11 protein-coding genes and 1 pseudogene are annotated in these 12,752 nt (G+C 39.6%); 4 read left to right on the top strand and 8 right to left on the bottom strand.

The genetic code is table 11. The features are described 5' to 3' along the window. Window positions 1–141 precede the first annotated feature (141 nt). From IGI44_RS01535 to queA, 8 genes and pseudogenes are all read right to left on the bottom strand, one after another. Entirely contained in the window at window positions 142–741 is a 600-nt protein-coding gene (locus IGI44_RS01535) for a response regulator (protein ID WP_438785979.1), read from the bottom strand. Continuing rightward, on the bottom strand, window positions 734–1,846 hold the full coding sequence (locus tag IGI44_RS01530; protein ID WP_438785978.1) for a sensor histidine kinase: 1,113 nt from the start codon (window positions 1,844–1,846) through the stop codon (window positions 734–736). Before IGI44_RS01530 ends, IGI44_RS01535 begins: the two co-directional genes overlap by 8 nt. A gap of 53 nt (window positions 1,847–1,899) precedes the next feature. Continuing rightward, the gene (locus IGI44_RS01525; protein WP_438785977.1) at window positions 1,900–2,658 is read right to left on the bottom strand and encodes an ABC transporter permease; all 759 of its coding nucleotides are present in this window, start codon (window positions 2,656–2,658) and stop codon (window positions 1,900–1,902) included. 14 nt (window positions 2,659–2,672) lie between these two features. Further along, entirely contained in the window at window positions 2,673–3,332 is a 660-nt protein-coding gene (locus IGI44_RS01520) for an ABC transporter ATP-binding protein (RefSeq protein WP_438785976.1), read from the bottom strand. 79 nt (window positions 3,333–3,411) lie between these two features. Further along, a complete protein-coding gene (locus IGI44_RS01515; RefSeq protein ID WP_438785975.1) occupies window positions 3,412–3,588 on the bottom strand; it encodes a hypothetical protein in 177 nt (58 codons plus the stop codon). Window positions 3,589–3,622: 34 nt separating this feature from the next. Continuing rightward, window positions 3,623–4,029: pseudogene (locus tag IGI44_RS01510) on the bottom strand (transposase zinc-binding domain-containing protein); the annotation flags it as partial. A gap of 139 nt (window positions 4,030–4,168) precedes the next feature. Beyond that, on the bottom strand, window positions 4,169–6,811 hold the full coding sequence (locus IGI44_RS01505) for a cation-translocating P-type ATPase (protein ID WP_438785974.1): 2,643 nt from the start codon (window positions 6,809–6,811) through the stop codon (window positions 4,169–4,171). A 1,031-nt stretch (window positions 6,812–7,842) separates the two neighbouring features. Beyond that, window positions 7,843–8,874: a tRNA preQ1(34) S-adenosylmethionine ribosyltransferase-isomerase QueA gene (queA, locus tag IGI44_RS01500; RefSeq protein ID WP_438785973.1), complete on the bottom strand. Its 1,032-nt coding sequence runs from the start codon at window positions 8,872–8,874 to the stop codon at window positions 7,843–7,845. A 429-nt stretch (window positions 8,875–9,303) separates the two neighbouring features. Between queA and IGI44_RS01495 the strand changes: the two genes are divergently transcribed. Genes IGI44_RS01495 through IGI44_RS01480 form a run of 4 tightly spaced genes read left to right on the top strand, consistent with a single transcriptional unit; the run spans window position 9,304 to window position 12,703 of the window. Further along, window positions 9,304–10,476 (top strand): betaine/proline/choline family ABC transporter ATP-binding protein, encoded by a 1,173-nt coding sequence (locus IGI44_RS01495; protein WP_438785972.1) that lies wholly within the window; start codon window positions 9,304–9,306, stop codon window positions 10,474–10,476. A 2-nt stretch (window positions 10,477–10,478) separates the two neighbouring features. Continuing rightward, complete coding sequence (locus tag IGI44_RS01490) at window positions 10,479–11,114, top strand: ABC transporter permease (RefSeq protein ID WP_438785971.1); 636 nt, start codon at window positions 10,479–10,481, stop codon at window positions 11,112–11,114. A gap of 3 nt (window positions 11,115–11,117) precedes the next feature. Then, window positions 11,118–12,035: an osmoprotectant ABC transporter substrate-binding protein gene (locus IGI44_RS01485; protein WP_438785970.1), complete on the top strand. Its 918-nt coding sequence runs from the start codon at window positions 11,118–11,120 to the stop codon at window positions 12,033–12,035. A 5-nt stretch (window positions 12,036–12,040) separates the two neighbouring features. Next, window positions 12,041–12,703, top strand: coding sequence for an ABC transporter permease (locus IGI44_RS01480; RefSeq protein ID WP_438785969.1), 663 nt, complete (start codon window positions 12,041–12,043; stop codon window positions 12,701–12,703). Window positions 12,704–12,752 lie beyond the last annotated feature (49 nt).

Below are 12,752 nucleotides of genomic sequence, written 5' to 3'. Positions count from 1 at the left end.
TAAGTCTGCAACTTGTATCATAATACTGGTTTTACCCCGCTTTTGCAACTTTCTATTCAAAGCTTATAAGAAGTGTTAAACGAATCAAATCCGAGAACAAAAGCCTGAAAGATCATCACTTTGATCTTCCAGACTTTTATTTTACACCCAGCCTTTTTCTTTAGCCTTTGCAGCCGCTTCGACCCGATTTTTAGCTCCTAGTTTGCTAATAATCTCCGAAATATAATTACGAATTGTTCCATCTGTTAAATACAACCGAGTCGAAATATCCATGGAGGTAGCTCCCATAGCAATCAATGTCAGAATTTCTTGCTCCTTTGGGGTCAAGGGATTTCTTTGATTATTCATATAACCTGTAATTAAGGAAGATTCATAATACACTTTGCCATTCATTGTCGAGTGGATATGTTCTATCAGCTCTTCACTAGGGGTATCTTTTAATAAATAGGCAGAAACCTTAGCATCCACTGCTTTTTCAAAATAACCATTGCGAGCAAAGGTAGTTAAAATCATTACCTTGATTGAGCTTTCTTTCAATTCCTCCGCTAGCTCCAAGCCAGTCTTGTGAGGCATTTCAATATCCGTTAATAAGATATCTGGTTTCAGTTGTCTTAACATCAATGTCGCTTCTGCCCCATCTTTGGCTGTTCCAACGACTTCCAAATCATCTTCTAAATTCAAAATCGTCGCCAACACTGATGACAACAGTCCCTGATCTTCAGCAATAAGTATTCTAATCATGCAAAGCCTCCTTCAAAGGAACCGAAATACGAATGGAGGTTCCTTGATCATCCAGTATTAAAATTGTGCCTTGTACATTCTCAATTCGTTCAATCATTCCGGTAACTCCATTTCCAGCGATCAATCCCTTTGTACCAATTCCATTGTCCTCAATCGAAAGCTTAAACCAACCGGCTTCAATAGTAAAGATGATTTTACAAAAGGTCGCTTTGCTATGACGGATAATGTTAGTTACAGCTTCTCGCAAAACATTACTAATTTCGTTTTGTTGATTAGCCGACAAGTCGTTAGCCAGTTCTTCATTTTCAGTAGACAAAATAATTTGGGCCGCTGTCAAGGCTTGGTTTATTTCAATCAATTCTTCCCTAACCGAGCGTTTTCGCATATCTGAAACAATTTCCCGAACAGTTTTCAAAGTTGAACGAGAAAGCTGTTCTATTTCCTGCAACTCATCCGCAGCTATTTGCGGATTTTTTATTATAATTTTTTGTGCCAAATCAAGCTTGAGAGTCATTATGGACAATGATTGGCCTAAAGAATCATGCAATTCTCTTGCAATCCGATTGCGTTCCTCCCCTTTAATCACAGCCTCCATCCTTTGATTAGCCTGATACAATTGCTTTCGCTGCTCCATCGATTTCTGAAATTCCCGTCCCGGCAAGGGAGCAATGATGGTAAATAAACCGAAAAGAATTGATATCCTCAACTGATTACTTCTAAAGGCTGTTTCTTCAATAAGTCCCAAAAATAAGCTCAATACAATTAATCCTGATTGCCCAAAAAACAATAACCAAAAGGTCGTTTTTTTTATCTTAGTAAAACCAAAGCCGAGTTGCCATGCTGGAAACATAAATAGATAGATATATCCTAGTTCCAAAGCATAAAATGCTGCAATTAGATATTGACCCATCAACCAGTAAATAAAATATTTTCCTTGAAAAAGCGTATTCCTGTAAAACCAGCTAAACAGCACTATCAGCATTCCCGAGAATTGTTTTTCAAAGTTATCAAAAGGAATTAAAGATAGAATGGGAATCAGTAGAAAGATCATCCAGATAATAGAGCTAAGTACCTCTCCCTTAGGAAATAAGTAGAATTTATTCATGTCTGCTCCTCTCTGCATCACTCATAATGCTAAATTCGATGATATCACATTAGTTAAACTTTTTTTCGACTAAATAAGAAGCTAGCAATCAAGAGAAAGCTTATAATATACACTAGATTACCAATTAATAATTGACTCGTCGCTAATTGTGTTAACTTTTCTATATTGCTATTCGATAACTGATTGCTTAGATTTAACATATTTAGCGGATTCCAACGTAACCAATTAATTTGATCTAACACCATAAATTGTATTCCTGCAAGCATTGAAGAGAGAAAATAAGTCGCAATTCCCAATATGCTTGCCAGCGATTCATTCGATACCGCTAAAGAAATCATTAATGACAGACTAGCGAATAGCCACATTCCAATAAAATTTCCAAGTAAATTAGTAAACAAGACGCGGAGCACTTCCGTTTGATTCAGCGAAATTTCAGGGAACAAAATCATACTTAGACAGATAGTCGCTGTCATCGATACTACATTTAAATATACTGAGTATCCTACCAAGGTAACTAATTTACTGAAGAAAATTATCCGACGCTGTTGATTTTTTTTTAACAAGTTTTTAATTGTACCAAACCTAAATTCCATAGAAAAGGTTTGACTAGCCAGATATACCATAAAGAAAACAATCAACCAACCGCTGTTAAAACAAGTTGCCACCAAATTCTCTGCCGATAACACCTTAAAATTATTAAATTTGGTTACAATAGAAAAAAGAAATATTAATCCACTCAAAATCATTGTTTGTTTCAAAATAAGCTGTTGCTTCATTAGTTTAAATAATTCTTGTTTGACTGCATTTTTCATTTTTATCATTCTCCTTAGGTTAATTTGGCTAATAAATCATCTTCGAAATTCTCTAGCAACTCGGGGTGTTCTATGTTTTCTATCACTCTACCTGCTTTTAACAGTAGGACACGATCAACTAATTGCTCCAACTCACTAAGTATATGGCTCGAAATTAGAAAGGTTGTTCCGATTTTTCTATAAGTTGTAATGGCCTCTTTCAGCAACTTGACTGAATATGGATCCAGTCCATTCATCGGCTCATCTAAAATGACAACCTGTGGTCGATTCAATAGAGCCAGCGCAATCCCTAACCGTTGCTTCATTCCTAACGAATACTCTTTAGTCTTTTTCCCAATGAATTCATTCATGTTCAGTAGTGAAATTACGCGATCAATCTCTGTTGTTTTCTGATCCTCAACAAATAGTTGCAGATGATCCAAGCCTGATAAAAAAGGATATAGCCCAGGCTTTTCAATCAAAACTTCGATTGATATGTCTCTTGCTTTCTGAATTCCACCTTTACTTATAGGAATAAACCCAACTATAGCTTTCATTAATGTCGTCTTTCCGGCACCATTTGGACCAACTAAGCCAACTACTTCTCCTTGTTCTAAATAGCAATCGACTGCTTCTAGTGCTTGTTTTCGTTTAAAAGTAATACTCATATTTTTTACATCAACTAGTTTATTCATTTAGCTAACTCCCTCGTTCTTTATTTACAAACCAAGTTTATCGAAGTATTGATCAGCGTTTAAGAGGGATTCGTCATGATTATTTATGACATTTGTCATAAGAAGGTTCTTCCAAACCTGCTACACATTGAAGTGTCGGTTGAGTCCAATCTGTTGTTGGCGCTATCATTGTATCTAATATCAATAGGATCAAATAAAAAAGCTCAAAAGCTAATTCTATCAGCTTTTGGACATTTATTTTTATATTTACTTTCATTAGCCACAACCCCAGCTTTTATACAATGCTTTTAAAAAAAATCTAATAGTATTCGTGCAGCTTCATCCATTAATCTCTTTGAAAGCTCTTACGATACTTCTCCTTCAGAAAAATCTCGCGCAAACCTTCATTAATCGTAAAAATGATGTGTCGATACGTCACTGTATACAGATCATTCGCCGCAACTTCTGCCCACCTTTGACTTTCCCCAGTTGCACAAGTTGGACAAAATTTCCCTTTACAACGAAAAGCCACTTTCTTTACATCATGGCATCCTTCACAGACAAATAGGCGGTAACCTTTTTTAAGGTCGCCACAATCGCGAAACTTCTTCACTTCTCTTTTCACAACGGATCGAATCCTTCTCGGGTACTTTTGATTGAACTTCTCCCAGTTCTGATATTCATCAAAGAAAATGGCGTGTAAAATATTGGGTTTCATCTCTCTAGTTTAATAGGAAAAAGACCAGATGAAAAGCGGTCAAAAGATTGATGTATCAATCCTTTGACCGCTTAAAATGTTATATTTCCTTTAATGTTAAAAAAACCTATGATGTTCACAAACACCATAGGTTAAGTTTTTAAATATTTTCTGGGTCTACCTCTGGTGCTTTGTGGAACTTGATCAGCTCAGTCACAACGATCGGTACGATCGAAAGCAGGATCGCGATGATCCAATGATTCATACTAATTGGAACTAAGTAGAATAATTCTTGTGTTTGCGGAATCAAGGCAATTGCCGTAGTGATTCCAAGTGCCAACCAAGCCATTTGGGCCAATGATTTATTGGTTGCCAAATCTACTTTAAAAATCGATTTACTACTGCGTACATTAAAGACATGCAGGATCGACGAGAATGCCAACACTAAGAATGCCACTGTTTGACCAACTTCTAGACTTGGAGGCGTAAAGTAGCTGATGTGCTCTACGAAGGCTCCAATATAAAACCCGATCAATGTTACTACTGTAAAGACCGCGGCATTTAAACCAATTTTCTTCCAAAGTCCGCGGGCAAAAATGCCTTCATCGCGAGGAATCGGCTTTTCATCCATGATCCCAGCTTCTGCTGGCTCTCTACCTAGTGCAAAGCCTGGTAAGCCATCTGCAACTACGTTTACAAATAATAGCTGAACGGCTGTAAATGGTGCGCCCCAACCTAACAGCATCGCAATAACAACAATAAAAATCTCCGAAATATTACAGCTCAATAGGAAATTGATTGCTTTGCGAATGCCTTGATAGACAGACCGTCCGCGAGCGACCGCATCAACGATCGTTGCAAAATTATCGTCGGTCAAGACCATATCGGCTGCACCTTTGGCTACGTCTGTTCCTGTGATTCCCATCGCACAGCCAACATCACTGGCTTTCAATGCAGGTGCATCATTAACACCATCACCAGTCATTGCTACTACCGCCCCAGTTCGTTGCCAAGATTTAACGATCCTGATCTTGTCCTCTGGGGTAACACGAGCGTATACAGACAAGTCTTTCACACGACCATCCAGCTCTTCATCGGTCAGTTTTTGTAATTGAGCCCCAGAAATTGCTTCCTTACGGCTTTTCATAATCCCTAATTCTTTTGCGATTGCTCCAGCAGTCACGACATGATCTCCTGTGATCATAACCGTTTTAATTCCGGCTTTTTTCGCACGGGCGATTGCCGCTTTTGATTCTGGACGTGGTGGATCAATCATTCCGATTAATCCCATCAGACGTAGATTTTTCTCTAAAGCTTCCGAAGTAATTTCTTTCGGTTCTTCTTCGTGAATTGCGTACCCTACGGCAATAACCCGCAGTGCCTTTTTCCCGAAGCGGTCATTGACGATTGCTGCTTGGTCCACATCCCCGTAATGAAATTTCGGATATAAAACGTCGAAAGCGCCTTTCGTAATGGAAATAAATTTCTTCCCGCGCTTATGTACAGTCGTCATCATCTTTCGATCTGAGTCAAAGGGGATTTCCCCGATTCGCGGATATTTTTCTTCCAGTTCAGCTTTCGTATGATAATTTTCTTCCACGGCACGAACGATCGCCGCTTCCGTTGGGTTCCCTTTGATTTCTAGTTCATTGTCCTCATTTTCTACGATCACATCGGTACATAAGGCTGCGATACTCAGTACCTCCATCGCCTCTTCCGTCATACCTTCTTCAGTATCTACAACAGAATCACCATGCGTCCAAACACGGCGTACACGCATTTTATTTTGCGTTAAAGTCCCTGTTTTATCTGAACAAATGACGTTGGCTGAGCCAAGCGTTTCTACTGCAGGCAATCGACGAATAATCGCATTTTTCTGAGCCATCTTCTGTACACCAAACGCTAAGGTTAAGGTCACGATAACGGTCAATGTTTCTGGAACAGCCGCAACCGCTAATGATATTGCCGTAATAAACATATCTAACATCGGTTCGCCTTGCATCTCACCAATGAAAAACACAAAAGCCGCAGCTGCCAAAGCGATCAAACTGATCCGTTTGCCTAATTGATTTAATCGTTTTTGCAGAGGTGTTTTTTGAGTTTCATCACTATTTAAAAGGCCAGCGATTTTCCCCATCTCAGTTTTCATGCCAGTCGCAGTAACAATTGCTTTTCCGCGACCTTTTACTACTGTTGATCCTTTATAAAGCATATTCAAACGATCACCTAATGAATCGTCTTCTTCCCCTTGATATTCCGGATCTTTCATCACAGGTTCACTTTCACCAGTCAAAGCCGATTCTTCCACTCGTAATTGTGAGGCTTCTGCAATTCGCGCATCCGCTGTAATCATCGAACCTGATTCTAGTAATAAGGTATCTCCTGGCACCAAATCTTCCGCATCAATTTCTTCTTGCTTACCATCTCGGATGACAGTTGCCGTCTGCTTATTCATATCCTGTAGAGCAGATAATGCTTTTTCTGCATTGCCTTCTTGTACGATTGCTAAAACGGAATTGATAACAACGATCGCAATAATCAGAAAACTTTCAAAATAGTCGCCATGATCCGTAGCAATGGCTGTATATAAAGAAATGACTGCAGCCACCAACAAAATAATTGTCGTAAAATCGGTTAAGCTATGGAAAAACTTTTTAGCTAGTGGTTCCTTCGGCGCTTCTTCAAACTTGTTTTTACCGTTATTTTTAATACTTTCTTCGACATCTTTCTCTGCTAACCCATTATCTAAATCAGCATTATATTCATTAATCACAGTATCCACTGTCTCTTTGTAGGGTTCCATCCTATTCCTCCTTATGTTATAAAAATGCAACTTATATTATTACTATAACACAGAAAAGATTCCTAACTCAAAGCATACACCTTGAAAAACCTTCAAAAAGTAACAAAATAAATTATTCAAAATAACCAAGTGTAATCGCTTCCATATTTAGGTGACTTGTGCTATATTATAGATACAAGGAAGGAGGAACTTAAATCATTCGAAGGATTTCTCGATAGGTAAGTAGAAAAAAGTAAACAATAAAATTGTTAGTAATACAAGATTCACCGAAAAGTTGTCAAAAATGTACGTGTGAAGTATTTCTTTTATAAATAGTGAATGCGTATCAGAGGTTGAGTAGTACATCAAACACACAAGTAAAAAGATACGTAAATAAGATAAAGTTTCTTAAAACTGAATAAAAGTGAAAACGTAGTAAAAACAAATATTTATGTTTATAGTCAAGAAATTCATGTAATACTTTACATGTATCAATAAAGTAATATAAAATTCGAATGATTTAATCCTTCCGAAATTCTAAGAGCCAGGCTTATCGAGAGCCTGGCTTTTTTTGCGCGTTCGACTTTTAGCAGTATCTATTATCAATATCCGTTATGATGAAGTTTTAGACGATAAAAATGTTGAACACTTTAGTCGAATCGTAGGCGTGGCGAGGATAAAACTTATTTTTCATGGGTTTCGAAAAATGAGTTCCTCACTACGAGATAGCTGTCCGTTTTTCTTCCTGCTTTAGCAGGTTAGAAAAATGATACCTTGACTCTGAGCTAGCTGCGCGTTCGACTTTTAGCAGCATCGATCATCAATATCCGCTATGATGAAGTTTTAGACGATAAAAATGTTGGACGCTTTAGTCGAATCGTAGGCGTGGCGAGGATAAAACTTATTTTTCATGGGTTTCGAAAAATGAGTTCCTCACTACGAGATAGCTGTCCGTTTTTTTTCTGCTTTAGCAGGTTAGATAAATGATTAATTCACTAAAAAAATAAGGCGCTAGATGTCTGCTTTCATCTAGCGCCTTTCTTGTGAGTGTTCTATTTTACAAACATCGCGTCACCAAAGCTAAAGAAACGGTACCGCGCTTCAATGGCATGATGATATGCTGCTAACGTTTTCTCACGACCAGCAAACGCACTCACCAGCATCACTAATGTTGATTTTGGTAAATGGAAATTGGTCGAGAAGGCTTCAACAACCTTAAACTCATATCCCGGAGTAATGAAAATATCTGTCCAGCCACTATCCGCTTTGATCTCACCATTAAATTTCGTTCCGATTGTTTCTAATGTACGGATCGAAGTTGTCCCGACTGCAACGATTTTCCCACCACTAGTACGAACGTCATTTAATTGCGCCGCCGCCTCTTCTGTTAGACGATAAAATTCACTGTGCATTTGATGTTCGGCGATATTGTCTACGCTGACTGGACGGAAAGTTCCTAGTCCAACATGCAACGTTAGATATACGAGTTTTACCCCTTTTTTTGCGATCTTTTCTAGCAATTCTGGTGTAAAATGCAGGCCAGCCGTTGGTGCAGCGGCCGATCCATTTTCCTTTGCATAAACCGTTTGGTACCGTTCAGGATCTTCTAAGCGCTCCTTGATGTATGGCGGTAAAGGCATCTCACCAAGTGATTCTAGATTTTCTAGAAAGATTCCTTCATAAGAAAATTCTACGATTCGACCGCCATGCTCCAATTCTTTCTTCACTTCTGCCCGTAAACGACCATCACCAAAGACGATCTGCGTGCCAACCTTCGCACGCCGTGCTGGTTTGATCAACGTTTCCCATTCGTCTCCTTGTGTATTGTTCAACAACAAGACTTCTAGATGACCTCCGGTTTCTGGCTTTTCTCCATATAAACGAGCAGGCAATACTCGTGTATCATTCATTACTAAGGCATCTCCAGAATTCAATTCCTCAATGATTTCATCAAAATGTTTATCCTGAATTTGACCCGTTTCCCGATCTAACACTAATAATCGTGAACTGTCTCGTTTTTCTAGAGGGGTCTGGGCAATTAATTCTTCTGGTAAATCAAAATCAAAATCTTCTGTGGTTAACATAGCTTCTCCTCTTTTCCTCCGCTATTCTATCATGGGACATTCTGAATGAAAAGTACCGCGCTGTTTTCCAGCTCGCGATAAAACTAGAAAAAGGAGTCGAATTTGCAGAAATTTCTGGTAAGCGAGAAGAAAGTGTTTTTTATTCTTTCTACTATTCACCATATAGAGTTAAAGCCACTTAAATCACAGTTTCAAAAAACGTTATTTTTCATTCGCTGAAATCGGTTCAAATTGCTTTTTTTTGACCAAAAACGAGCGGACAATTTGTTTTTAAACGCTACTTGTTGCATACTAAAATTATAAGTATGTTCATTTCTTTACATTTAAATGATATTTTTCGGTGTTCTCATCTGAGTCCTAACAAAAACTATTGACCGAAAAAAAAGTGAAAAATGGAAGATTTACAACTATGAAAAAGGAGCAAAGAAGATGATTGAATTTGACCACGTTTCTAAAATATACAATGGAAACAAAGTAGCTGTGGAAGACGTCAACCTTTCTTTCGACAAGGGAGAATTTATCTGTTTGATTGGAACCAGTGGTAGCGGAAAGACAACAACGATGCGAATGATCAACCGCATGATTGATCCAACAAAGGGAACAATCAGAATCAACGGGGAGGATATTCAAAAGAAAAATCCAGTTGAATTGCGGCGTCAGATTGGGTATGTGATTCAAAACATTGGATTAATGCCCCATATGACAATTCGTGACAATATCACACTTGTACAACGGTTGTTGAAGGTGGATAAAGAAGAACAAAACAAGACAGCGGAAAAAATGATTGATTTAGTGGAACTGCCACGTGACATGTTGGATCGTTACCCCCACGAACTATCTGGTGGACAACAACAACGGATCGGGGTTGTTCGTGCGCTTGCAGCGGATCAGGATGTCATTTTGATGGATGAACCCTTCGGAGCCTTAGATCCGATCACTCGCGACTCGTTGCAGGATCTTGTGAAAGATCTGCAAGAGCGTTTGGGTAAAACGATTGTCTTCGTTACTCATGACATGGATGAAGCGTTGAAACTGTCCAATCGAATCGCCATCATGGATAACGGAAAAGTGATCCAGTTTGATACACCAGAAAATATTCTGCAGCATCCAGCCAATGAATTTGTCGAAGAACTTCTTGGTGAAGATCGTCTGTTACAAGCCAAACCTGATACCACAACGGTTGGTGAGATTATGATGCACACGGCTGTTTCTATCACGCCGGAAAAAAGTTTGCAGAATGCGATTCGCTTGATGCGGGAAAAACGAGTGGATACGCTATTAATCGTTGATGAAGACAATGTGTTGAAGGGGTTTGTAGATGTTGAAACGATTGATCGCGAACGCCGTCGAGGAAAAGCAACAAGTATTGGAGATATCATCAATCCAAAAGTATTCTATGTAAAAGAAAAAGCTTTAGTCAGAGACAGCCTTCAGCGGATTCTGAAACGCGGTGTAAAATATGTGCCCGTTGTCGACGAAGGCAATCACCTTGTGGGTATCTTAACGAGAGTTTCGTTGGTGGATATTATCTATGATGTCCTATGGGGCGAGGAAGATACTTTCGGAGATGCGGCTGAAAACATCACTAGCGAGGAGGCGTAATTATGCAAGCATTCATCAATGAATATGGTGGGCAAATGCTGACAAAAAGCGCTGAACATTTATACATCTCGGCCATCGCATTAGGTCTGGGAATCTTAGTCGCTGTTCCATTAGGAATCGTTTTGACCCGTCTGCCAAAAATATCAAGCTTAGTGATCGGTATCGCCAGTGTGTTGCAAACCGTGCCCTCACTTGCTTTGCTAGCACTGATGATTCCATTCTTTGGTGTAGGAAAATTGCCGGCAATCATTGCACTCTTTATCTATTCACTGTTGCCGATTTTAAGAAACACCTTTCTTGGCATGAAGAATGTCGATCGCAACTATCGCGATGTTGCTAAAGGGATGGGAATGACTAACCTGCAATCTATTTTTACTGTTGAGTTGCCAATCGCAGTTCCTACGATCATGGCAGGAATTCGCTTAGCTGCTGTCTATGTCATCGCATGGGCTACCCTTGCTTCTTATATCGGGGCTGGTGGTTTAGGTGATCTGATTTTCAGTGGTTTAAACAACTTCCAGCCACCTTTAATTATCGCTGGAACGGTTCCCGTCATCTTAATGGCCTTAATCGTCGATCTACTCTTGGGACTATTGGAAGATCGTATGACTCCAGCAGCTCTAAGGAAGGAGGACTAACCCGTGAAAAAAATAAAGATATTTGTTCTACTCGGACTTTCACTACTATTTTTAAGTAGCTGTTCTTTTCCAGGTCTAGCCTCCAATGACGACAAGGACACTATCGCGATTACTGGTGGAATCACTTCAGAAATGCAGATTCTAGGAAGCATTACAGCCGGAATGGTAGAACATTACACAGACAAACAAACGACCGTGATTAATAATCTGGCGACCAACATGATCAATCATCAGGCCATGTTGAAAGACGATGCCTCGATCTCTTCCGCACGTTATACAGGAACGGATCTCTCTTCGATCTTGCAGTTGCCTGCGGAAAAAGATCCAAAAAAAGCCTTTACGATCGTCCATGATGAATTTGAAAAACGTTATGATCAAACTTGGTTACCATCATACGGCTTTGACAATACCTATGTTTTTCTCGTTCGAAAGGACACGGCGAAAAAATACAACCTAAAAAAAGTCAGTGATCTGAAACGCGTCGCTGGCGAATTAAAAGCAGGTGTTGATACTTCGTGGATCACGCGTAAAGGCGATGGCTATGAAGGTTTTAAAAAAGCATACGGTTTTGAGTTTTCTTCAATTTTACCAATGCAAGTAAGTCTTGTTTATGATGCCTTGTCTGCGAAAAAAATGGATATCGTTCTAGGATATTCAACAGATGGACGAATTGCTAGTTATGACCTCGTAATGTTAGAAGACGACCTACGCTTCTTCCCACCTTACGATGCGGCTCCGATTGTTTCCAATAAACTCTTGAAATCTGATCCTGAGGTCAAGGATGCATTGGAACGTTTGGCAGGTAAAATCTCTACCGAGGAAATGCAGAAACTTAACTACCGTGCAGATAACGATCTCGTGGAACCACAAATCGTTGCAGAGGATTTTCTAAAAGAACATAACTATTTCGAAGGGAAGTGAGCGTAATGGAAAATCTAAATACCTTTCAACAATTCATTCAATATTACCAAACGAATGGCAGTATTATTTTCGCCCAATTTGTACGCCACTTCTTAATCTCGATATATGGAGTCATTTTTGCGGCGATTGTTGGGATTCCTCTTGGCATCTTTATCGCTCGTCACACAAAGTTAGCAAACTGGGTCATCCGTTTAGCCAATGTCATCCAAACAATCCCATCCTTAGCGATGATCTCTGTTTTAATGATCGGGATGGGCTTAGGCGTCAACGTTGTCATTTTGACTGTATTCTTATACTCCCTGCTTCCGATTATTAAAAACACCTACACGGGCATGCGGCAAGTTGATAAAAATGCGTTGGATGTCGGAAAAGGGATGGGAATGACTAACTGGCAGCGACTCTATATGATCGAACTTCCATTGTCTGTCTCAGTCATCATGGCCGGGATTCGAAACGCTTTAGTTGTAGCGATCGGAATCACTGCCATCGGTGTCTTCGTCGGAGCTGGCGGTCTTGGCGATATCATCATACGTGGAACCAACGCGACAGACGGCACCGCCATCATTTTAGCGGGTGCGTTGCCAACCGCTTTAATGGCCATTCTGACCGACTGGATCTTAGGGATTGTCGAGCGTAGACTCGATCCAGCCACAAAGACAAGCAGATAGTTTTTGAAAACAGATAATCCTCCAATCTTTAATAATGATTGGAGGATTT

It is taken from the genome of Enterococcus sp. DIV0756 (assembly GCF_051710745.1).
GTDB lineage: Bacteria > Bacillota > Bacilli > Lactobacillales > Enterococcaceae > Enterococcus_A.
Note: the sequence above shows the minus strand (reverse complement) of the source record. Positions and strands in the feature narration are given on the sequence as shown.